The organism is Mucilaginibacter aquariorum (genome assembly GCF_024498135.1).
Taxonomy (GTDB): Bacteria; Bacteroidota; Bacteroidia; order Sphingobacteriales; family Sphingobacteriaceae; genus Mucilaginibacter; species Mucilaginibacter aquariorum.
Window position 1 is genome coordinate 49,140 of the sequence record NZ_JANHOH010000003.1, and the last position, 23,447, is coordinate 72,586.

General features: G+C 42.7%; 22 protein-coding genes. 6 read left to right on the forward strand and 16 right to left on the reverse strand.

What is annotated here, in order from left to right:
• Positions 1-6: 6 nt before the first annotated feature.
• The 3 genes from NPE20_RS15245 to NPE20_RS15255 all read right to left on the reverse strand — a co-directional run bounded on the left by NPE20_RS15245 (position 7) and on the right by NPE20_RS15255 (position 3,834).
• A complete protein-coding gene (locus NPE20_RS15245; protein WP_256539541.1) occupies positions 7-2,166 on the reverse strand; it encodes an outer membrane protein assembly factor BamB family protein in 2,160 nt (719 codons plus the stop codon).
• Positions 2,167-2,319: 153 nt separating this feature from the next.
• Positions 2,320-2,751, reverse strand: coding sequence for a GNAT family N-acetyltransferase (locus NPE20_RS15250; RefSeq protein ID WP_256539542.1), 432 nt, complete (start codon positions 2,749-2,751; stop codon positions 2,320-2,322).
• Positions 2,752-2,973: 222 nt separating this feature from the next.
• A complete protein-coding gene (locus NPE20_RS15255; RefSeq protein ID WP_256539543.1) occupies positions 2,974-3,834 on the reverse strand; it encodes a helix-turn-helix domain-containing protein in 861 nt (286 codons plus the stop codon).
• 127 nt (positions 3,835-3,961) lie between these two features.
• On the opposite strand from NPE20_RS15255, the gene NPE20_RS15260 reads away from it, so the two are divergent.
• Positions 3,962-4,930 (forward strand): phytanoyl-CoA dioxygenase family protein, encoded by a 969-nt coding sequence (locus tag NPE20_RS15260; RefSeq protein ID WP_256539544.1) that lies wholly within the window; start codon positions 3,962-3,964, stop codon positions 4,928-4,930.
• Between the two features lie 43 nt (positions 4,931-4,973).
• Here the strand turns inward: NPE20_RS15260 and NPE20_RS15265 are convergent, their stop codons facing one another.
• The 8 genes from NPE20_RS15265 to NPE20_RS15300 all read right to left on the reverse strand — a co-directional run bounded on the left by NPE20_RS15265 (position 4,974) and on the right by NPE20_RS15300 (position 10,236).
• Positions 4,974-5,399, reverse strand: coding sequence for a MarR family winged helix-turn-helix transcriptional regulator (locus tag NPE20_RS15265; RefSeq protein WP_256539545.1), 426 nt, complete (start codon positions 5,397-5,399; stop codon positions 4,974-4,976).
• A gap of 71 nt (positions 5,400-5,470) precedes the next feature.
• Positions 5,471-6,004 carry a DUF4199 domain-containing protein gene (locus NPE20_RS15270; RefSeq protein ID WP_256539546.1) on the reverse strand — a complete coding sequence of 178 codons (534 nt, stop codon included), beginning with the start codon at positions 6,002-6,004 and terminating at the stop codon, positions 5,471-5,473.
• Positions 6,005-6,119: 115 nt separating this feature from the next.
• Positions 6,120-6,590, reverse strand: coding sequence for a helix-turn-helix transcriptional regulator (locus tag NPE20_RS26860; protein ID WP_290427205.1), 471 nt, complete (start codon positions 6,588-6,590; stop codon positions 6,120-6,122).
• Between the two features lie 59 nt (positions 6,591-6,649).
• The gene (locus NPE20_RS15280) at positions 6,650-7,555 is read right to left on the reverse strand and encodes an NAD(P)/FAD-dependent oxidoreductase (protein ID WP_256539547.1); all 906 of its coding nucleotides are present in this window, start codon (positions 7,553-7,555) and stop codon (positions 6,650-6,652) included.
• A 158-nt stretch (positions 7,556-7,713) separates the two neighbouring features.
• A complete protein-coding gene (locus tag NPE20_RS15285) occupies positions 7,714-8,253 on the reverse strand; it encodes an ATP-binding protein (protein ID WP_256539548.1) in 540 nt (179 codons plus the stop codon).
• 4 nt (positions 8,254-8,257) lie between these two features.
• The gene (locus NPE20_RS15290; protein WP_256539549.1) at positions 8,258-8,596 is read right to left on the reverse strand and encodes an STAS domain-containing protein; all 339 of its coding nucleotides are present in this window, start codon (positions 8,594-8,596) and stop codon (positions 8,258-8,260) included.
• On the reverse strand, positions 8,597-9,730 hold the full coding sequence (locus NPE20_RS15295; protein ID WP_256539550.1) for a fused response regulator/phosphatase: 1,134 nt from the start codon (positions 9,728-9,730) through the stop codon (positions 8,597-8,599).
• Between the two features lie 5 nt (positions 9,731-9,735).
• The gene (locus tag NPE20_RS15300; RefSeq protein WP_256539551.1) at positions 9,736-10,236 is read right to left on the reverse strand and encodes a hypothetical protein; all 501 of its coding nucleotides are present in this window, start codon (positions 10,234-10,236) and stop codon (positions 9,736-9,738) included.
• Between the two features lie 70 nt (positions 10,237-10,306).
• Here NPE20_RS15300 and NPE20_RS15305 point away from each other — a divergent pair, with 70 nt between their 5' ends.
• Positions 10,307-11,230 carry a glycosyltransferase family 2 protein gene (locus tag NPE20_RS15305; protein WP_256539552.1) on the forward strand — a complete coding sequence of 308 codons (924 nt, stop codon included), beginning with the start codon at positions 10,307-10,309 and terminating at the stop codon, positions 11,228-11,230.
• Positions 11,227-12,402, forward strand: coding sequence for a glycosyltransferase family 2 protein (locus NPE20_RS15310; RefSeq protein WP_256539553.1), 1,176 nt, complete (start codon positions 11,227-11,229; stop codon positions 12,400-12,402). The genes NPE20_RS15305 and NPE20_RS15310 overlap by 4 nt, the downstream gene beginning before the upstream one ends.
• 265 nt (positions 12,403-12,667) lie before the next feature.
• Here NPE20_RS15310 and NPE20_RS15315 read toward each other — a convergent pair whose 3' ends face one another.
• Positions 12,668-13,564 carry an SMP-30/gluconolactonase/LRE family protein gene (locus NPE20_RS15315; protein ID WP_256539554.1) on the reverse strand — a complete coding sequence of 299 codons (897 nt, stop codon included), beginning with the start codon at positions 13,562-13,564 and terminating at the stop codon, positions 12,668-12,670.
• A gap of 1 nt (position 13,565) precedes the next feature.
• Positions 13,566-15,089, reverse strand: coding sequence for an alpha-L-fucosidase (locus NPE20_RS15320; protein WP_256539555.1), 1,524 nt, complete (start codon positions 15,087-15,089; stop codon positions 13,566-13,568).
• Between the two features lie 188 nt (positions 15,090-15,277).
• Here NPE20_RS15320 and NPE20_RS15325 point away from each other — a divergent pair, with 188 nt between their 5' ends.
• From NPE20_RS15325 to NPE20_RS15335, 3 genes are all read left to right on the forward strand, one after another.
• Positions 15,278-17,425, forward strand: coding sequence for a glycoside hydrolase family 3 protein (locus NPE20_RS15325; RefSeq protein ID WP_256539556.1), 2,148 nt, complete (start codon positions 15,278-15,280; stop codon positions 17,423-17,425).
• A 399-nt stretch (positions 17,426-17,824) separates the two neighbouring features.
• Positions 17,825-18,280, forward strand: a complete 456-nt coding sequence (locus tag NPE20_RS15330) for a DUF4268 domain-containing protein (protein ID WP_256539557.1) — start codon at positions 17,825-17,827, stop codon at positions 18,278-18,280.
• A 187-nt stretch (positions 18,281-18,467) separates the two neighbouring features.
• Positions 18,468-19,670, forward strand: a complete 1,203-nt coding sequence (locus tag NPE20_RS15335; RefSeq protein ID WP_256539558.1) for a DUF763 domain-containing protein — start codon at positions 18,468-18,470, stop codon at positions 19,668-19,670.
• On the opposite strand, the gene NPE20_RS15340 is transcribed toward NPE20_RS15335, so the two are convergent.
• The 3 genes from NPE20_RS15340 to NPE20_RS15350 form a co-directional block, all read right to left on the reverse strand.
• Complete coding sequence (locus NPE20_RS15340) at positions 19,662-20,180, reverse strand: DUF4142 domain-containing protein (RefSeq protein ID WP_256539559.1); 519 nt, start codon at positions 20,178-20,180, stop codon at positions 19,662-19,664. The two genes, NPE20_RS15335 and NPE20_RS15340, sit on opposite strands and share 9 nt — an antisense overlap.
• A 222-nt stretch (positions 20,181-20,402) precedes the next feature.
• A complete protein-coding gene (locus NPE20_RS15345) occupies positions 20,403-20,813 on the reverse strand; it encodes a hypothetical protein (protein ID WP_256539560.1) in 411 nt (136 codons plus the stop codon).
• A 10-nt stretch (positions 20,814-20,823) separates the two neighbouring features.
• Complete coding sequence (locus tag NPE20_RS15350) at positions 20,824-23,397, reverse strand: phosphoenolpyruvate carboxylase (protein WP_256539561.1); 2,574 nt, start codon at positions 23,395-23,397, stop codon at positions 20,824-20,826.
• Between the last annotated feature and the right edge of the window lie 50 nt (positions 23,398-23,447).

Below are 23,447 nucleotides of genomic sequence, written 5' to 3' on the forward strand. Positions count from 1 at the left end.
TGATCATCAATTAGGCAATGCAAAAGCCACAAAGCTATCGCCCGATCTGGTATTCATCTTACCGCCACCACAGGCAATTACAATATATTGTTTACCACTAATTTCATAAATAGAAGGGGTTGCATAACCCGGTGCGGGCAATGTAACCTCCCAAAGCAATTTACCGGTCTTTTTATTAAATGCCCGGAACTTACCATCTTTGGTAGCCGCTATAAAGAGCAAGCCGCCTTTAGTAATAACCGATGCCCCATAATTTTCGGTGCCCGATTGCTCTTTACCATGCGGAAACTCCGGATCATTACCCAGGGTTTGTTTCCATACATATTTGCCGGTATTCAGGTCGATGGCATTCAATGTACCCCAGGGTGGTGATATAGCCGGATATCCCTCTTTGCTTAGGAATTTGTTATAACCCACAATTGAATAAGGCACTTTAAACGGATCATCTTTATGGCTATCTGCATCTACAAACGGCTTATGCTGTTCTGCTTTAACATTTAAAATAAACGATGCAATAGCTTTACGCTCAACGGCTTTTAACTGTCTGAAGGCCGGCATCATCCTCCTGCCCGATTGCAGCAGGGTATCAAACGAGGCGGTAGAGTATTTTTTGTTGATATTAATAAGGGACGGGAATGTACCCGAGCCTTTACGATCCACACCATGGCAGGTCATACAACTGGCCTTGAACAAACGTTGACCTGCCTCCAAATTAGTTTCGTTAGCGGCGGCTTTAGTTTGAATAGGAATAGCTTGTATCACCCATGCCATTTGGTTAGCGTTTATGTATAAAATGCCGGTTTCCGGATCATATGATGGGCCGCCCCATTCTGCGCCACCATCTAAACCGGGAAAAACTACAGTGCCTTGTAACGACGGCGCGTTAAACATATGGTCGTTTTTATAGCTTCTTAACGCTTTTAATACTTGTTGTTTGGAGGAATCAGGCAGATATGGGTTTATCTCTTTTTCTGTCATCAGCTGCCTCATAAAAGGTGCAGGCAGGGTTGGATAGGGTTGTGTGGGTGAAAGTTTCTCGCCTACCAGATCGGTAAAGGTTGGTACAGGTTTTTCTAAAATATCATAAACAGGCAAACCTGTGTCCCTATTAAAGGTAAACACAAAGCCCGATTTTGTGGTGATAGCCACCGCATCGATATCTATGCCGTCCTTTTTAATAGTTACCAATGCTGGTGCCGATGGAATATCCCTATCCCAAACATCATGGTGCACATCCTGAAAGTGCCAAATTAGTTTCCCGCTTTTTGCATCTAAAGCTAACAGGCAATCAGCATACAGGTTATTACCTAAACGTTTGCCGCCATACCAATCGTAAGAGGCAGACCCGGTACAGCCGTAAACAATTCCCCGTTTTACATCCATACTAAAGCCGCTCCATACATTTGCACCGCCTATAAATTTATAAGCGTTGGGGTCGTCCCATGATTCATACCCGTCTTCGCCGGGGTAAGGTATAGTATGAAAGATCCAAAGCTGCTTCCCTGTACGCACATTATAAGCCCGGATATGGCCCGGGGCAGCATGCTGGCCTTCATCTACCCTTGTACCTGTAATTAATATATCGTTATAAATAATGGGTGGAGATGAGGCGGTAACAAAAAGGTCTTTTACATCCCGCCCAAGTCCGTCATGCAGGTCAAGTTTGCCCTTATCGCCAAAGCTGTTAACTGTTTTACCGGTAGTAGCGTTAATACAATACAGGTATGACCCCGCGGTGTAGAAAATCCTTTTATCATCCTCATTGCCCCAATAGGCAACGCCCCTTGAGTTATTCATGATAAAGAACATGCGCTTATCCTTAGCCAGCGAATCAAAGGGGTTAAACTGCCATTTCTCTTTACCTGTAGCGGCATCAATGGCAAACAATTTCATTTTTGGAGTAGTGCCGTACATGGTACCGTCAACTACGATGGGGTTACATTGTATTTGTGAGTGGTTAGCCGAGTCGGCATCGCGGGTATGATATGTCCAGGCTACCTGCAACTGTTTAACATTGGTAGTATCTACCTCTGTTAATGATGAATAATGGATATTCTCGTTAGAACCTTTATACTGAGGCCATGATCTGTAATCTTTTTTTTGGTTACAGGCACAGGCTAATACAAGTACAGCAGCCATAAGCGGCAGACCGATAATTTTCTTCATTTATAATTGGTTGGGTGAACCAAGATAAATATAAATTTTATACTGCGGATTACGGCCTGCTTAATCTCAGCATTTTATACCGCCGCACGCCGGTTCGTAAAAGAAAAAAGCCGCTGATCAAAGCGGCTTTAGTAGGTTAGGTTTATTCGTATTTTACTTATTTTTTATAACAAGATCGTTCACATTATCCAACAGGAAACAATGCGTAAAATTGGTCATCCCAGTTTTGGGATAATAGTTTACTGCGGCAGGTGCAGCAAGCAATATTAACTTGGCTTGTGGCGAGTGCTTTTTTGTTTCGGCAATTAAACGCACACCAATACCCATTTTTTGATAGGCTTCGTCAACAGCCAGATCTGACAGATAGGTGCAGAAACCAAAGTCGGTTAATGCCCTTGACACCCCCACCAGTTTACCATCTATACGGGCGGTTACTATCAGGTTGGCATTTTGCAGCATAGCTTGTATACGGTCGGCATCATCAATTGGCCTGCGCTCGCCCAATGTGCTGCGGCTTAGCACATCAATAAACTCATCTGAATTAAGCGTTAATTCGCGTTGAAAAACAACTTCTGAAATGGACATTTTTAGGAGTTTAAATTATGAATGAAACTATTTTATAGTGATACTTCAAATTTTATAATTCTGCTAATAAGTTATATAGTCCAATAAATATAAACGCTTTAGTCCAGATATAAAGGGGCAATTTGTGAACCTCTTATACGAAATCTCATTTCAAATTACCTGGTTACGGTTTTAGTTATAAAGCGCCCCAATAGATATTCCCTTACTATTTGAATCAACTAATCAACTCTTTTTTAACGCATTGAGCCAGTCGCTTTTAAATACGGAGGGATTTTTCCCAACTATTTTATTAAACAGTTTATTAAAATAGGATAAGCTCTCAAAACCAATAGCATAACAGGTTTCTGTAATATTGCTTCCCTGCATTATCAGGTTCTTGGCACGCTCTATTCTGTACTGGTTTACAAAATCGGTAAACGTCATGTTGGTTTGCCTTTTAAAGTAGCGACAAAAAGCGGCAGTGGTTAAGTGTACTTTGGCGGCAACCACATTAACATCGGGCTTTTGGTGATAGTTGGCATCTATATATTCATAAATGGCCCCCATTCTTATCTTATCCTTTAAAATAAATTCTTTACTGCTTTGGTCTGTATTCAAGATTTCGGTATCTGATGAATGGGCAAGCAGGTTAAAAATATCTATCAGTTCCATCAACTGCTTGTAAGAACTTAAGCCATTTAGCTGTTTTAGCCGTTCTACTACCCTGGCCTTTGTTTCACCGCTAAAGGCAATACCATGGTCGGCTTGTTTAAATAAACGGTGTATAGCCGCAAACTCGGGCGATGTACCAATAGCAGCACCCAAAAAATCGGTACGAAGCTGTATCACTATCTGGTGATAATCGCTTCTGAGGCGGTAATCAAAATTAAGATGGGGAAGGTTACTGCCGATGAATACCAGATCGCTTTGAGTATATCCGGATATATGCGAGCCCACATGACGAATACCTGCATCGGCTTCTACGTATACCAGCTCAAACTCGGGGTGATAGTGCCACAGAAAGGTGTTGCGTAACCGTGGCGAGAAAAGCTTAAAAGATTTACCCGGCTCAAACTCTATCCGCTCTAATTGTATCTTATCCATCGCCCTGTTGATTTAATACAACATATAAATCTATAAATAAAATCAATACAGAGCAAATATTGGTCATTATGCAGAATATTGAGGTTTATTACCTGCTGTACCTTTGAATTATCAAACCAACAAAATTATGAGAACAGAAACTATGACACCGGCCATGAAAGCTAATGAAGCACATAAAGTTATACCGGGTAACCCTTCAACCGCAACATCAAGCCAAATAAAACTTAACGACCGTAGTAATGGTAAGCCGCTGCAGGTACTAAGCGAGGCCGATTGGAAATTTTGGGTGGATAATGGCTATGTGATCATCAAAAACGCCGTCCCCAAAAAACAGGTGGAAAAATTGGCCAATTACCTTTGGGAATATGAGGGCAAAGATGCTAACGATATAGAAAGCTGGTATAAAAAGCCCAATGCGCAAATGCAAATGGCCGAACTGAATAATACCGGCATGGTAGAGATATACAACCACCAGTTTATGTGGAATAACCGCCAGTTTCCAAAAGTGCATAAGGCTTTTGCTGATGTTTGGGGAACAGAAAAGCTATGGGTAACTATTGATCGTGCCAATCTTAACTTCCCTCTTAGGCCCGGCTTTGAGTACAAAGGATTTATCCATTGGGATTATGACCCCGAAACTAAACCGCAGAACGTGCAGGGCGTACTGGCACTGGCCGACCAAACCGATGAAACTATGGGCGGCTTTCAATGTGTGCCTGAACTGTACCGTACTTACGATACCTGGAAACTAACACAACCTGACGACCGGGACCATTACAAACCCGATACCACAGGTTTTAAAATTGAAAAGGTAAAATTGGAAGCCGGCGACCTTTTGATATTTAACAGCCTTGAACCGCATGGTATACGTGCAAATACAAGTGGCAATAAGGTTCGCATTGCACAATATATTTCTATGATGCCTGCGCAGGAAGAGAACGAAGAACTAAGACAATGGCGCATAAACAGCTGGCAAAGCCGCGAAGCCATGCAAGGCTATGCTTTCCCCGGCGACCCAATGGAACGGGAGAAAAAGAACCCGGTTGCAGAACTTTCGCCATTAGGTAAAAAGTTACTGGGCTTAGATAAATGGTAATTTATTTAGGCAAAAAAAGCCTGTGTAGCTACACAGGCTTTTCTTATTTTAACGAGATGCAGAGCTTCTGCAGATTTTCGCGAAATTTTTGATAGTTAGCAATCCCCAACCTGCTTTCCCATTGGCGTTCAAAATCGTAATTTATTTGCCGGCTCATGTTTTGCAAGGATATGCCTTTATCAGTCAGAAAAAACAAAACCCCTCTCTTATCCCTGCTATCGGCCGCCCGTTTTAAATAACCCCAATCCTCTAATTGGTAAACTAACGCGCTCATAGATTGCTTGGTTATTTTGGCGTGCCCGGCCAGTTCGGTAATACGAGAGCCTTCTTCATTTATATATTGGAAAATATAGCCATGCGATGGTCGTATTTCCGGGAAGCCGGCATTGTTAAGCTGAGTATGCAGATTAATAACCAGATCGTCCAATAAGCTTTTTAAATGCGTACCAATGCTTTTAAAATCATCCATAATTATTACAAATATAGTAAGGATGGCTGACTTTACAGCGAAATTAAATCCGGTATAATCACATATATAAATTAAGCAACAACTACGTTATCGTTTTTTGCTTTACGTTTTAGTATAAGTGCGGTAATAACAGACACGATCAGCCCTACAGGTAATATTTCCAAATAGGTAAACAGCACAACCCATATAAAGGAACTGTACATACTTTTCATAGAGCTTATCTCTTTTACCTGAGCAGCAATATCAGCGGCACTTGCACCGCTGCTTTGTGCCTTCTGAATTTCATGTGCTGCATACTTGTCCATAAAATCGGGCATGAACAGGTAATAATCTACCAGCCATGCCAACACATACATAGTTGAAGCAATGAGGGATATGTATAAGCCTATTTTAAATGCCTTACCAAAACTGATAACACCATTATTGTACTTATCGCGATAGTTTTTAATGCCAACAAAAATAAGCGAAAACGCAAGTAACATTGAGGCATAGCCCAATATCATACTGTGGTTACCGCTCTCATAGCACCATGCCATGCCGATGATCATCAAGACAGATACAATAAGCCCGGAGATGAGTCCAAATACAATTACATTCTTTTTCATTGCGATTTAATTTAATGTTTATACCTCAAAATTGAACTATCGTACCCATTTTCCGTTCATACTTTAGGGTGATTTTGATATAAGTTAGGATTTTTCATACTAAAGAATGAGGAGGTTAGGGTATCAGGCACAACTTTTTGGCCTTATCAACCGCTTGTGTACGCCGCTGTACCTCCAATTTTTCAAATACTTTAGATGAGTGTGTTTTTATGGTATTTAATGATACAAACAAATGCTCGGCAATTTGGTGGTTACTTAAGCCTTGCGCCATTAACTGTAATACCTCCAGTTCGCGTTTGCTCAGGCCAACGCGCGTAAGTTCCTTATCATCCAAAACAAACTCGTCGCTTTTTACAAATACTTCCTTTTCTACAATTATGGTATTAGTTTTTGGCCGGGTAAGTTTAATAGCCAGCCAAATACCCAGTAAGGTAAATATAATAGCCAACGCCCCGGCATAAAGTTCAAGTGCATGGTCAATGATAATAAAACGCCACTCCAGCCATTTCATTAAAAATAATAAAACAGCCAGCGATGAGCCATAAAGTATTACGGATCGGTTTCGTATCCAAAAATTCAAAGTCATTTATGCCTAATTGATGTTTAAAAATAGCACAATCGGCGGCTTAATCAAAAACAGAGCAGTTAAAATTCCTCGTCTATCAGCGTTTTATTGATAATGACGCCCGCCATCAGGCCAGTTGCCATGGCATTGGCTAAACCTCTCATCGGCGAGCTGTTGTCGCCCGCGGCATATACGCCTGGTACCGATGTAGCTCCAAAACCATCAACCTCTATACGCCCCGCGGCATCGATAATGCAACCTAATTGCTGTGGGATGTTTGTATGTTGCTCAAATGGCACACGCGAAAATATTGCATCAACAGGATAGTTATTACCATTGGTTAATTCTATGTTTTGTACATGGCCATTATTGTGGTTTATACCAGCAACTTTTGTTTCAACAATATTAATATGGTGTTTCCGCAACTGTTGCTGCTGTTCCGCACTAAGCGTGGAAGTGCCACTGGTGAACAGGGTTATATCTTTGCTCCAATTGCTAATGAGTTTTGCATATTCAAACCCTTCATCGCCATTACCAAAAACGGCCAACTTTTGTCCGTATACTTCATAGCCATGGCAATACGGACAATGAATAACAGATACTCCCCAACAATCAGCAAAACCGGGCATATCGGGCATTATATCCTTTATACCTGTGGCAAACAAGATCTTTTTCGCTTTAACAGTCCTGGCATTTGCCATAATTATTTCAAAATATCCTTCATTTTGTACAACGGCTGTTACATCATCTACGATAAGTTCAACCGTTTTGTAAAGAGCAAGCTGCTCTCGGGCTTTGGCAGCGATGGCAGCAGGTGTTTCGCCATCGTGGGTGATCAAATTATGAGCCTGTGGTGCTGTTTTATTGCAAGGTTGCCCGTTATCTATAACCAGCACATTACGTACCGATCTACCCAAAGTCATGGCGGCTGATAAACCGGCATAACTTCCTCCTATTATCACAACGTCGTATGCTATGTGTCCCATAAATAAATAGTTTAAGTGTTAAAAATTACAACTGTTATTGATTTAGATTTTCAATTTTTATTATTGCATCAAAGTTGCATTTATAAAAATAAAACAATGTGTTTTTATTGCAATAATTGTAATTACAGGAAAGATGAAGTAAAGTGGGTTAATGGCCGCTAAAAGGTAACCGTAAAATGGTTGGTGCAGGTATCAATATCAAATTCGTAATCAAATGTATCGCAGGCACGGGTAATTATCATTAAACCAAAATGCTCGGCAAGGCTGCTAATGTTAACCGGGTTTGTTTCTTCGGTCTCTTCAATAAAAAACCGCAAGCGGCAATTGTTATGCAATTTTGCTTTCAAAATTGCACTGCTATCACCGTAAATAGTAATTATTTCATCGGTATGGTGCCTGCCGGGTAATGGCCACTCCAACAGGTTTTCACCGCAGCGCACAGCTAAACCATTCCCGGTATCTGTTTTTCTGATGTTGATCTTATTGCCCGCTGTTCCTATTTTAAGTACTGTTTTATCTTGCCCGGAGTGTTTTAAAGAGTTGGTGAGTAACTCAACCAAAATCATTTTCAGTTTAAATTCCGTGCTTTCATCAATCTGTATGCTTTGCCTTACGTGCTCAATAACCGCCAGCACTAATGGGTATAAGCCATCGGCATCGTTATTAAATACAAACTTTTTAGAACTGCTATCAGGCATATTATTAGCTTTTATTAATCGCCGCTTCAACTGCCGAGGCATGTATGTTAAATGCCTTATTGAGCCTAATCAATTGAAACAAACCGGCTACATCTTTATTTAAGCCCGCTACATCAATTTCGGCTTTATTGGCTATGGCATATTTAAGAGAAGAAACCAATGCCCCTAAAAAGGAACTATCAACATACATTACTTTTTCAAAATTCACAATAATGTATTTGTTGCCTTTATCTATTAGCGCGGCCATCTCGTTCTTAAAATTGTCAGACACGGTTAAATTTGCCTCTTTTACCTGTATATCAGCTATTAAAGCTTTGTTGTAAATGTTGGTTTCTAATATCATTCAAATTGTTTTTTGTAAATATATTAAGCTGCAATCGTCTATATGGTCTGTTGTTTTTTCCTGCAAAAAATCACTCCGTTTAAATTCGGAAAAAGGCCGGTTTAAATATGGGGTAACGGCTTCTACAAAAGTATTATAATCGGTTTTCTTTCCACTGGTACCTTCAAAATCTATTATGCCATCTGTAAACATAAAAAACCTGTCACCGGCATTCAGTTTAAGTGTTACCTCATCAAAGTCGCCATCTTGCAACATACCCAGCAACATGCCCGATGAGCCTATTTGCTGTAAATTACCATCCACGCTATTGTAATAAAGCAATGGCAAGTCGCCGGCACCGGAATAGGTGATTACTGACTCCGCGGCATCTAACATCACCAGTGAAAGGCTCGACAGCACATCGTTCACCACCGGGTCATGATAAACCACGTCGTTTATTTTTTGCAGGATATTTTTGGTAGAAAAGTTACCTTCCGAGATGCAAATACGCACTGCCGCCCGTATATAACTTAAAAAACCGAACGAGAAATACCAGGCGCCCCATTTTTTACCCATTACATCGCCCAGCACTATAAATGTGTAACGTTCATCAATGGTTATAAAATCTATAAAATCTCCACCGGGATAGTTCTGATAAGATCTGTGCCAAAAATCGACCTCGAAGCCGTTTATAACCGGCAGCTTTTGCGGCACCGAATGCAGGTTAAGGGCCATAGCCGCAACACTTAATTCCTTTAGTGTGCGTTCGTGCTGCTCACGTACGGTGCTTAAAAAATTGTTTATTTTAGATACCACTACAGGTAGCGGTGTATCTTTCAATATATAATCTACAGCTTCCAGGTTTATGCCTTTCAGCATCAGGTCATTATCTTCCTCTGATGTAAGGAACATAAAGGGGATATCTTTATACTCGGGTATCGCGATAAGGTTTTGCCTGAAAGAGAAACCATCAACATCGGGCATGTGATAATCTGAGAGGATAATGTCCGGTCGCTCCTGCTTCAATAATTCCGTAGCCGCATCTGCCGAAATTGCTTTCATGCAATAAAACCCTTCTTTATTTAAAGCCCGCCCCATCATTTCTAAAACAAGGGGATTATCATCAACTAAAAGTATTTTTTTTGATGTGGCCATGGATATTAAGCGGTTCGTTTTTTTAACAGAGCGCTTAAAAACAAATATACACCTGTAAATACAATAAGCAATGCTATTAAGTCCATAAGGGTTACACCATCGTTATCATTAAAATAAAATATGGTAAACATTTCAAAATACGGTGGTGCCGGCATTATGATCATGGCCATACCCAGGGTTATCATAACAATACCAATAATTACAACCACCAGCTTTTTAACCCGTTCGTGACCAAGGTATTTTTGAGATACTTCACTATCTAATTGATGTTGGGATAAAAGCATTTCAAAATCATTCAACAGCTCCACCCTATCACGGTCGGCATCTAATTCTTTAAAAGCCTCAATACTTTTTGGCAGCGATGTTTCGTCAATGGCCTTATTTATCTTCTGTTGTATAGCCTTTACCCGTTTTGCATCAACCCCTCCCTTTCGGAGCAAAACCATTAATTCCTCGGCTTTTAGCTCCAGTAATTCGGCATTATCAACAAGTTGTTTATCCTTCAAAGTTTTAAATGATTATAATGCTTAACTTTTATTAATATTATGCCGTTTAAATATTCTATAAATATACTGCATGAAAAAGGTATCTGTTGTCACCATCAACTTTAATCAGGATAAAATTACAGAAGAGCTTCTAATATCAATTGCCGAAACAAATACTTACGAAAATTTAGAGGTAATTGTTGTTGATAATGGCAGCACCGTAAATCCTATCCCGTTGTGGACAAGCAAATATCCCAATGTTAAATTTATACGGTCAGAGAACAATTTGGGTTTCTCTGGCGGTAACAATATAGGTATTGCCCAAGCCACAGGCGATTATTATTTCCTGGTGAATAATGATACCGAATTTTCGCCCGGCTTAGTGAAAAAGCTGGTAGATATTTTAGATACACATCCGCAGGTTGGCATTATATCGCCAAAGCTGGTGTATGATTTCGATAGAAGCATTATCCAATATGTAGGTTTTACATTGGTAGATTATTACACTTGCCGCAACCAGGCTGTTGGTAAAAACGAGAAAGATGTTGGCCAGTATGATAACCTGCTTGGCCAAACCGGTTACTGCCATGGTGGTGCCATGATGGTGAAAAAAGAAACCTGCGAGAAAGCCGGCTTAATGGCCGATAACTTCTTTATTTATTACGAGGAAGTTGACTGGGGCGAACGCATCAACAAAGCCGGGTACCAGGCTTGGGTACGCGGAGACGCCGTTATTTACCACAAAGAATCAATGACTGTGGGTAAGAACAGCCCGTTTAAAGAATACTTTATGAATCGTAATCGCATACTGTTCATCCGCCATAACGCGCCTGCTTTTAAAGCCTTTGTATTTTATATTTATTTTGTGCTGATGGTGGTTCCACGGAACTTAATCAGGTACATTAAAGAGAAGAAATATAACTTCATCGGCATACTTTTCCGTGCTGTTTGGTGGAACATAACCCATAGTAAACATAGTACCGAATTAGGCTATACCATTAACAAAGTTTCATGATCATAACCCTTTGGATAAGCCTCTTTATAGCATTTTATACCTTTGTTGGTTATGGCTTTCTGCTGTATTTTGTTATTAAAATAAAGCGGGCAATTAAAGGCAAACCTGTTATCCCGGTTGTTAGTGATGATGATCTGCCTACCTGTACGCTGGTTGTGGCGGCTTATAACGAAGAGCATTTTATAAGCCAGAAAATAGCCAATAGTCTGCAATTAAATTATCCTGCGGGTAAGCTTAAATTTGTTTTTGTAACCGATGGTTCATCTGACAGGACAGCCGAAATAATTGGCGAATACCCACAGATCCAATTACTGCACCGCCCCGAACGCGCCGGTAAAATTGCCGCCGTGCATCGTGCAATGGAGTATGTAGATACCGAAGTGGTTGTATTTACCGATGCTAATACTTTTTTGAACCCCGAGGCTATAACCCGCATTTGCCGCCACTACAGTGATAAAACAGTAGGTGCTGTGGCTGGTGAAAAGCGGGTACAAATTGATGTTAATGCCGATGCCAGCGCTGCAGGCGAGGGTTTTTACTGGAAATATGAATCGGCCTTAAAAAAATGGGATTCTGAGCTATATTCTGTAGTGGGTGCCGCGGGCGAACTATTTAGTGTAAAGCGTACCCTTTACCAGGATGTACCTGCTGATACTGTACTGGACGATTTTATGATATCTATGCTGATAGCCGCTCAGGGTTACCGCATTATTTACGAACCGGAAGCATACGCGCTGGAAACCGCATCAGAAAATGTATCTGAAGAACTGAAACGCAAGATCAGGATAGCGGCTGGTGGTATCCAGTCTATCCTGCGTTTAAAAAGCCTATTGTTGCCTTTTAAATTCCCGGTACTATCATTTCAATATGTAAGTCACCGCGTTTTAAGGTGGACGGTTACACCTTTCTTCCTAATACTGGCATTCATCACAAACCTGGCCCTGGCCTTTGCAGGCAAAGGTTGGTTTTACGAGTTACTGTTTGCCGGGCAAGTGCTGTTTTACCTGTTAGCCATACTCGGTTTTATCATGGAAAAACGCCACATCCGCATTAAAGCCCTCTTTATCCCCTACTACTTCTGCGTAATGAACTACGCCGTTTTAGCTGGTATTATCCGCTATTTCACCACAAAGCAAAGCTCTGTTTGGGAAAAAGCGCAAAGGAAAATGTGATGGGGATTAGGGGATTTTTAAGATTTACAGATAAGCAAGTAACGAAGAGCGGTGGGCCGACAAAAAACCGGGGCCGATGGGTAAAGGCCTGTGCGGGGAAGGATTTTTTTGTCTTGATTTTTGGTTACTTTGTATCAAGACAAAGTAACAGCCCTCCCGCGGCGAATGAGCGGATTGACATTCATAAAACACAAACCTACTTGCAAACTTTTCTATCGGGAGATTGCTTCGTACCTCGCTATGATGGTCGGAGTGGATATCCTATCTACTCCACTCCCCTCACATTCATTTTCAAAGTATATATTGCTTTAGATGCAGTGATAAACAGCACATCCCTGTTCTTCCCGCCAAAACAAACATTGGCGCTCCAGGGTTCGGGGATATCGATATGGCCTATTTGCTGGCCTTTTGGGTTGTAAATCGTAATGCCTTTGCCTGCCAGGTAAAGGTTTCCGCGTTCATCAAGTGTTAAACCATCTGCGCCTTGCTGCGCAAACACCTGCCTGTCATCAAGGGTGCCATCGGTATCTATGTTAAACTTATATATTTTATCATCCCCAATATCAGCAACATACAGATAATTACCGTCTGGCGTACCTACAATGCCGTTTGGTTTTTTTAACGATTCGTCGGCAATCTCCGGCTGCAGCGAACTGTTTGACAGGTAGTAAACCTTTTGCCCTTCTAGTTCAGATTTAGTACGTGTCCAGTAATCGCGCTGGTAATAGGGGTCGGTGAAATAAATGCCGCCTTTTTTGTCGATCCAGAGGTCGTTAGGGCCATTGAATAGCTTGCCATTAAGGGTTTTTAAAAGTACTTTCACCTTGCCATTGGCGCTAATTTTCCAAAGCTGGTTATGCTCATCTGCACAAACAATCAGGTTGCCTTTACGGTCGAAGCATGTGCCATTTGCTCTGCCTGCATTATCCATAAAAACAGATAACTTGCCATCGGTATTGTACTTCCAGATCTTGTTATTGGGCTGATCGGTAAAGAAGATATTCCCCTTTTTATCAACCGCCGGACCTTCGGTAAAGGCAAATTGTTTGGAGATAAGCTGGGGCTTTTCATCAGCGTTAAACAGCGGACTTTTTTGACCAAAAACCGACCCTAAAACGCCAAAAAAGGCACAAAAAACGCTTAACAATGTTCTATAATTCATCTTAAAACTTTTGGGGTGTTTTGTTATCAATTAACGATGCCACATCGTTCAATTTCGCCTCTTTATAAAGACCGAAATCGCTCAGTGCGATACACACCGGGGACTTGGTGATACGCAGCCTAACCTTACTCGCCGAAACATCGTTTTGCAAACGGATCAACCTGTTGCCACCGATGCTCGTAGCTTTTGCTACCTCTTCCCATTTACCATTCTGCCAGGCATCGATGGCTACCTCTTCAATTCGTTGCCCCAGTTTAATGTTTTCGCGCAGGCGGATCACGTTAAACGTTTTAGGCTGATGCAGGTTTAATACCAATTGCGGTGTGGTCACCTTATCATCAGTTGCCCAATAGCTGTACCGGTTATTATCAAGCAGGTTGGCTGCACCAAATCTAACCTTATTACCCCTTCTTGTATTGCTGGCAGTTAAGGTAGCCCCTTTAGCCAAATTAACAGCAAAGGTTTTTTTCAGTATGTCCCCAAACTCCTTGAGCGATCTTACATCATTCTGGTAAAGCTGCCCCGTCCTATCCGGCGATAAACCCAGATCAAGCGCGGCGCCACGGCCAACGCTTTGGTAATACAGGTTCAGTAATACCTGTGGTGCTTTAACTGAATCGTCCTGGCGTTTATGATAAAACCATCCCGGCCTTAACGATACATCGCACTCGGCAGGCATCCAGTATTGGCCATCACGGTGACCTTCTGTACCCTCATAATCTTTCACATAACCATTGCCCGGCCTTTTGCCTTCATCAGGCGCATGCGGCGTGTAGGTTGCCCAGCTGGTTTCGCCGGCCATGCCCTTTTCATTGCCTACCCAACGCACATCCGGCCCAACATCGCCAAATATGGCCGCGTTGGGCTGCATTTTACGGGTAATACCCCATGTTTCGTCCCATCCGTAATAGGTAGAGCGGTCTATAGTACGTACTTCTTTTGCACCGCCATAATAGCCATCGCCACCATTGGCACCATCGTGCCATGATATAAACAGCGGCCCGTAGTTACTATACAATTCTTTTAACTGCTCCCGATAAACCTGCGTTACATACTCCGGCTTGCCATAAAGCGGACTGTTCCTATCCCAGGGTGAACAATACACACCCATCTTCATGCCCAGCTTATCGCAGGCTTCGCGGTATTCTCTTAAAATATCACCCTTGCCGTTCTTGTAAGGGCTTTTAGATATGTTGTGTTCGGTTGTTTTGGTTGGCCACAGGCAAAAACCATCGTGGTGTTTGGCTACAACCACTACCCCCTTAAAGCCACCGGCCTTAGCCGCACCCACAATTTGCATAGCGCTAAACTGCGATGGGTTAACAAGTTTTGGATCTTCATCGCCATACCCCCACTCCTTGTCGGTATAAGTATCAGGTCCCCAGTGAATAATGCAGTACATACCTGTTTCCTGCCAGTTCAGTTGCCCTTGCGTGGGTAATGGGCCATAAGGTTTTGGGGCTGGCTGTGCAAAGGAGACAAACGTTGCCAGGGGCAAAAATATCAGCAGTAATAAGTATTTCATATCATTTTAAGGTTGATGTACTTTTCGGGTTCGGTTTATAAATCGGTGAAATTCGAAATCGAAAATCAATAACGTATCAATTGCTAATGTAAACGTTTTTAAAATAGCTTGATTTTTTAAGTAGAAATAATTTCAGGTACGGCTAATTTCTTTTTATGTTTAACACACTATCATTTACCAATACAATTATGAGAGTTTCACGCTACCTATTCTTGTTATTATTTGTGCCGATAATTACCTCCGCGCAGCAAAAAACAATCTACAAAGACAGCAAACAACCTATAGATGCCCGCGTAAAAGACCTGGTATCGCGTTTAACTCTGGAAGAAAAGATCGCCCTTTTAGGTTATCAAAGTAAAGCGGTGCCCCGCTTAGATATCCCCGCTTATAACTGGTGGAACGAAGCCCTGCATGGCGTAGCCCGGGCGGGTGAGGCAACCATATTCCCCCAAGCCATTGGTATGGCAGCAACTTTTAACGACGATCTGCTCAAACAGGTATCTACCGTAATATCTACCGAAGCACGCGCAAAATACAACCTCTCTACCGGTATGGGCAGGCGTTTACAATATATGGGCCTCACGTTCTGGACACCTAACATTAACATCTTCCGCGACCCGCGCTGGGGCCGGGGACAGGAAACCTACGGTGAAGACCCTTTCCTTACCTCGCGCATGGGCGGCGCTTTTGTAAAGGGCTTGCAAGGCGACGATCCGCATTATTTAAAGGCAAGCGCTACCGCTAAACATTACGCCGTACATAGTGGCCCCGAAGCCGGCAGGCACGAGTTTAATGCTATTATTGACCAGAAAGACCTGCGCGAAACCTACCTTTATTCGTTTAAATACCTGGTTGATGGTGGTGTGGAGAGCATTATGTGCGCCTACAATCGCGTTAACGACGAACCCTGCTGTACCAGTAACACATTATTAAAAGATATTTTGATAAACGAATGGAAATTTAAAGGCCATGTAGTTACCGATTGCGGCGCTTTGGATGATATTTACCTTCGCCATAAAACACAGCCCGACCAGGTTATTGTAGCTGCCGAAGCTATTAAAGCCGGGGTTGACCTTGACTGCTCTACCCTGCTGCAAAACGACGTGATGCAAGCTGTAAAACGTGGTTTGTTAAAAGTTAGTGATGTAGATAAGGCCTTATCTGCAACCTTGCGTACGCAATTTAAACTGGGTTTTTATGATGATGCATCGCTTAACCCTTACCACGGTTACGGGGCCGATAGCGTACACAACACGCAGCACATAGCCCTTGCCCGTAAAGTAGCGCAGCAAAGTATGGTGCTTTTAAAAAACGATAAAAATATACTGCCGCTTAGCAAAAGCAAATACAGCAGCTATATGGTTGTTGGCCCTAACGCAACTTCGTATGATGCCATGATAGGTAATTACCACGGCACCAGTAAGATCATCAACTTTGTGGAAGGCATCACCGCTGCTGTAGGCCCGGCAACACGCGTGGAATATGATTTGGGTGCCGATAACCGGGACACCACACATTTTGGTGGTATTTGGGCTGCCGGCAATGCCGATGTTACGGTTGCTGTGCTTGGCCTGTCCCCGGTTAACGAGGGCGAAGAAGGCGACGCTTTTTTGGCGGCAGGCGGCGGTGACAGGTTGGATCTTAGCTTACCTGCAAGCCACATCGCTTATTTAAAAAAGCTGCGTAAGGAGGTTAATAAACCTATAATAGCCGTAATAACCGCCGGCAGCGATGTAGATATAGAAGCCATTGCCCCCTATGCCGATGCCGTTATTTTAGCTTGGTACCCCGGCGAGCAGGGCGGTAACGCACTGGCCGACATTTTGTTTGGCGATATATCACCATCAGGACATTTGCCGGTTACTTTTTATAAATCGCTTAGTAATTTACCAGACTATAAGGATTACAATATGGCAGGCCGCACCTACCGTTATTACAATGGCCCGGTACAATATCCTTTTGGGTTTGGCATGAGCTATACTCAGTTCGGCTATCAGGCAAACAATACATTTAAAAGCAAATACAAAACTGCCGATACCATAACTGTAAGTGTAAATATAAAAAACACCGGCGATTTTAATGGTGACGAAGTTGTGCAGGCCTATATCCAATATCCGCAGATAAACCGTATGCCTTTAAAAGAGTTAAAAGCTTTTAAACGGGTGAGCGTTAATAAAGGCGGCGAGGGGGTTGTTACCCTTAAAATCCCTGTTAAAGAATTACAGAAATGGGATCTAAAGACAAACAAATGGAAAGTTTACCCGGGCGATTACAAACTGATATTGGGTAGTAACTCGCAGGATGAAAAGGTGAGCTTGCCTTTTACGATCAACTAAATTAATCTGTCATTTCGAACGAGGTACGAGGAGAAATCTTCTACAACAGACGGGCGAATTTGCATGGCCGGATGCAATGTGTAAAAGATTTCTCCTCGCTATCGCTCGTTCGAAATGACAATTGGGAAATAGTATTTCCACCGTTATTGGTATTATCACCAACAATATTTAGGACGGCTAATTACAAGTTAGGATGCATGGCGGCTTGTTGATGTTGTCACAAACAAGGACAAAAAACAAGGGCAATAACTAACAAATAACACCCTGTCATTTCGAACGAGGTACGAGGAGAAATCTTTTACAACAGACGGGCGAATTTGCATGGCCGGATGCAATGTGTAAAAGATTTCTCCTCGCTATCGCTCGTTCGAAATGACAATTTATTATAAATAATTCTTAATGTACACTAAAGAGCAGGCATCGCAATTAAAACAAGCATTTTGGACGGCATTTGGCCAATACATGGGGCCGGTGCTTTCGGCTGAGGGTTTGCGTACCAACTGGATCAATTATAAAACCGGTGTTAAACACATCTTTTTTAGGATGCAGGCTGATAATAAAACGGCCAGCATAGCCATTGAAATAGCCCACCCGGATAAAGAACTACAGCAACTATTCTTCGAGCAATTTGACTCATACAAAACCATGCTGCACAGCACGCTTGATGAAGACTGGCAATGGCAGCTACATACCACCGATGAATATGGAAAAACTATTAGTCGTATTTATACCGAGCTTACCCCTGTCAGTATTTTTCAAAAGGAAGACTGGCCAAAGCTGATCTCCTTTTTTAAACCCCGTATTATTGCTTTAGATGAGTTTTGGAGCGACGCGAAAGCGGCGTTTGAGGTGTAAACCACCCCGCCCTACCGTCATTGCAAGGTACGAAGCAATCTCAAGACTATGCATAATCGCTCTGCATGCCCGATTGCCTATCGAGAGATTGCTTCGTACCTCCAATGACGCGCGGGATAGATCCTTCGCTATCGCTCAGGATGACAAAAGATTTTAAATCCCAAACAAAATTACTAACTTTGTTAGCATGAAACGCTCCGGGAGTGCCGACTTGCCATTGCATTATGGCTATGTACCTACATGGCTTGCCGAACGTATGGCCAAGCTGGGCCTGGCCGTGGTAGAAACCATTGTAATGGATTATGGCAAGGACGAAGTATTGCGCCGCCTGAGCGACCCGTTCTGGTTCCAAAGCCTGGGGGCAGTGATGGGGATGGACTGGCATTCATCGGGCATTACAACTTCGGTAATGGGTGCTTTAAAAAGATCAATCAATCCGCATAGCAGGGAATTAGGTATTTACATTTGCGGCGGCAAAGGCAAGCATTCTACCAAAACCCCGCAGGAACTGATGAACGTTTGCAATACCACCGGGCTTGATGGCAATTACCTGGTTAAATGCAGCAAGCTTAGCGCCAAGGTTGATAACACCGCTATACAGGATGGCTTTCAGCTTTACACCCACAACTTTATACTGAGCGATACCGGCAAATGGGCCGTAGTACAGCAAGGCATGAGCGACCTAAGCCGCACCGCCCGCCGTTACCACTGGCATTCGGAACAGTTACAATCATTTGTGGAAGACCCGCATACCGCTATTCATGGACACAATAACGGCCTTATTTTAAACATGGCCGATAAACTGGCTGCAACCTCCCGCAACGGCGTTATGCAAATTGCCGCCGAACAGCCCGATCAGATGCTGAAAGAGATAAGCAAACTGGTAATGCCAAACCATCATGATGTGCAAGCGAAAGATGTTGACCTGAAACGCCTGGGTGCAGTGCTTTGGCTGTCGCACGAGAAACAGCCAAAGGATTTTGAAGACCTGCTTTTGCTACAAGGCCTCGGCCCGCGTACGCTGCAATCTTTAGCTTTAGTTAGCGAAGTGATCCATGGCACCCCGTCGAGGTTTAAAGATCCTGCAAGGTTCTCGTTCGCGCATGGTGGTAAGGATGGTCACCCCTTCCCGGTGCCTACCAAAGTTTACGACGAAACCATCGGCACATTACAAACCGCTATACACAAAGCCAAACTGGGCAACAGCGAAAAAAGCGAAGCTATCAAACGCCTAACCAACATAGCCCAGGCAGCCGAAAAGGATTTTACCCCCAACGCCAACTTTGACCAGGTGATAGAAAAAGAAAGAAATGATTCATGGAAATACGGCGGGCGCACTGTTTTTGGTAAAGCTAAACCGCCGGTACAGCAACAGCTAAAACTATTTTAAGTCGGCGCACAGCGCGTTTGCTTCTTTCAAATGGCCTTCCAGTTTAGGGAGTGTTTTCGCCGCAAAATCTTTCAGTTTCGCATTCGCGTTTATGCTGCCTTCTTTAAAAACCTCAACAGCCTTTTCATGGTCAATAACCATAGCTTGTATGTATTCTTTATCAAACCCCACGCCGGTTTTTGCTGACAAACTGGTTAACACGTGGTTATGATTAGCACTTAAACTGTCATTTGCGTCAATTTTACTATCGGCAGCAATCTTCTTTAACTCGTTGCCGGCATCGGTATGGTCGGCTATCATCATTTTTGCAAATTTGATCACCTCTTCGTTCTTTGAGTTTTTTAATGCCAGTTCAGATATTTTAACTTCTGCTGCACCAGCTTCTGCAGCTGCATTTACAAACGTAAGTCCGCTATCATCAATCTTGTTAAAGTTTCTACCTTTCCTATCGCTACAGGCCTGTACAGCCAATAACGTTACCAATGTTAACGCAACGCAAAATCTTTTCATCGTAAATGTTAAGTTTATACTACTTACGTAACAAGATTAAGGCCATCCTGTTTATGAAAAGCACATTTATATTTAACTAAAGGGGTTTTATGGCGTTGCCTGCGGCCCAGGCTTTACACTCATACGCGCACAGGCATTAGCCGCAAGGCCGGTATCCGTTCCAATCCTTAACGCATGGGACGTAGCTATGTCAGGTAGTATATCTTAATCTTAAATAGTTTATTATTGGCTCGGATTTGAAAAATAACTCAACGAAAGCCCAACACTTCCGCTTCTGTAATCTTCATAATAGTCAATCTTTCCCCATTTATAACTTTTTTCACCGCCAAGTTCAGCAAGTAATTCTTTCACCAACACAATTTCACGAGTCGTGATCTCAAATGGTGGAAAATCAAATTTTCTCCCTAAACAAAAACGAACTTTCGTTATTTTATCGTCATAAAAATACAAACCAGCCGCTGCATAGCCGTCGTCAAGTGCCGGCATTCTATAGCTTCTATGAGGTGGATTTTTGACTGCGTCAACTACTTCATGTTGCTGTTTTAACGTTTCAATATCTTGTAATTCAAGACCTGGAGTTATTAACAGTTCACCAATTTGCAGGTAGCCATTTTCAATATCTAATGATATCATTTTAAAGCTTCTACGCTAAATTCCGGCCCGCATTTACGATACCATATACAGTACGTATAACCAGCTTGTTGTAAATACCTATCAGTTCCTCGTCGTCGGTATTGTTAAGGGCTTGCAGCGCGTAGTGTTGTATAATAACCAGTGGCAATACAATTTTCTCGCGCACAGCTATTGAGCGGCGATCAACCGGCGATTCTTCCATCAGTACTTTTGTACCGGTTAGTTCCAGCAGCATATCGCGGGTTAGCTCATATTCCGCTTTAAGTCCTTTCCAGAAAGCGCCGAATTTTTTATCCTTTTCCATGTACGCCGTAATCCTGAAATCAGATTTGGTCATAGACATCATACAGTTATCCAGCATAGTTTTAAAGAAACCCGAATTTTGGTAAAGTTCCTGCACTTCTTTCCAGCTACCCTTATCCTTCATCTTTTTTAAGGCAGTACCCACGCCGTAAAAGCCGGGTATATTTTGTTTTAACTGGCTCCACGATGTTACAAAGCTTATGGCACGCAGGTCTTCCAGTTTTAACTTTGCGCCTGCATTACGCTTGGTTGGCCGGCTGCTAATGTTAATTTGTGAAAGTAATTTCAGCGGACTATACTTCTCCAGGTATTCTACAAACAGCGGGTGCTCGCGCAATGCCAGGAACAGGGTGTGGCTTTCTTCGGCCATTTCGGCTATCAGTGCCTTGTGCCCGTTGTCCAGCAGATCATTATGATTTGGGTGCAGGGCAGATATAATGCCCGCGTTTATCAACTGCTCGGTGTTAAACCTCGCCGTTTCAACCGAACCATATTGCGAGCTTACCGTTTGCCCCTGTATGGTTAATTGGATATGATCGTTAGCTATCTCTTTACCCATTGAGGCATAAAAACGGTGTGTTTTACCACCACCACGGGCCGGCGGGCCACCCCTGCCGTCAAAAAAGGCCAGGTCTATGTTATGTTTGCGGGCCATGGCAGTCAGTTCAACCTTGGCTTTGTAGATGCTCCAGTTGGCCATCAGGTAACCGCCATCTTTGGTACTATCGCTAAAGCCCAGCATAATGGTTTGCCTGTTGCCACGTTTCTTCAGGTGCGATTTGTAGAACGGATGGGTGTATAATTTCTCCATCACTTCGCTGGCCTTTTTCAAATCGTTAACGGTTTCAAACAAAGGCATAAAATCAACACTCAGCTTATCTTTTTCCCAGCCGCTCCATAAAAACAGGTTAATAAGCTGTAAAATGTCTGATGCTTCCTGGCAGTTGCTGATTATAAAGCGCTGGCATCCTTTTTCGCCATTGGTATGCTGGATATCCTTCATTAACCTGATAGTATCCAACGTATCGCGGGTAAGGCTATCGGCAGTAGCCGGGCATTTAAAATCGGCCTGATTAAAAGGAATACTTTTGATTTTGGCATCCTCGTTTTGCTCGGCATAATTTTTTGGAACGCCGGTGTAAACCTTTTCGGTGGTGTATTTAAACACATCGCGCAGCACACGGCTGTCCTGCCTAATATCCAGCGTAGCAAAGTACGAACCGAACAGCTGTACCTTCTGGATCAGGTTATCCACAATAGATACAAACAAGCTGTCGTGATCGGTCACCAATGTTTGCCGCATAGATTTCAGGAGCTTTAACAACTCCGGCTGCAGATCTTTAGGGTTGGTTTGGGTGTTAAAAGCATTATCATAAAGCAGCGCTTCCAGCTGACTAATAGTATCGGCAAAACCCCTGAAAGTAATACGGCGTTTCAGGTTCCTAAAATCGCGGTAGTAGCAACGGTAAATCACCTGCCTTAACAAAGTAGACACCGAACGGGTGGTGTCGGTGGTCACATTAGGGTTACCATCTCTGTCGCCACCCGGCCAAAAGCCAAGTTCCAGCACCTGCTTGTTACCCTCTATATCAAACTCATCTTCGAGTTTTGATTGTATGCCTGATAGGGCATGGTAAAATATATTCTCCAGGAACCAAACCAAACTAACCGCCTCATCAACAGGCGTTGGCGAAGTTTTATTAAAGAAAGGGGTTTTACCCAATTGCTGTAATAAAACATCAATGGTAGGTATATCATTGGTTTTTAACGCCTCTATCAAATCGGTCATTATACCCAGAACCGTGCCCGGATAAAATTGTGTAGGGTGCGCTGTAAGCACCAGGCGTAACGAAAATTCTTTTAATTGTTTGCTGATATTAGCTCTTGCCTGCTCGTTTTGCGACGCCTGCTGAACCATGCTTTGCAATGTGCCGGTATCATCAACGCGGCCCACTTTGCTGAAAGAAGAATCCTCGATAGCATCAAACAAAACTACCTGGCGTTCAATGTATTGTATAAACCTAAATAAACGGTTTATTTGCTCGCGGTTATCAATACCGGGTACATATTTTTTGAAGAACGACTCAATAATATCTGTTGGGGACGATTGATTCGCCGCACCTTTATCGCAATGCGAGCTAAAAAACGGAAGCAATATACCCGTGTCCTTTACCTGATAAAAAGGCAGCGTTTGAAACAAACTGTTATATAACTCGAAGCGTTTAACAACTTCGTGATTAAATATAGATTCTTTTTGACTGAGCCTTAAAGTAGATGGCATAATTAACAGGTTTACAAATATGAAAGGAAACAATAATGGCGTGAATTTAA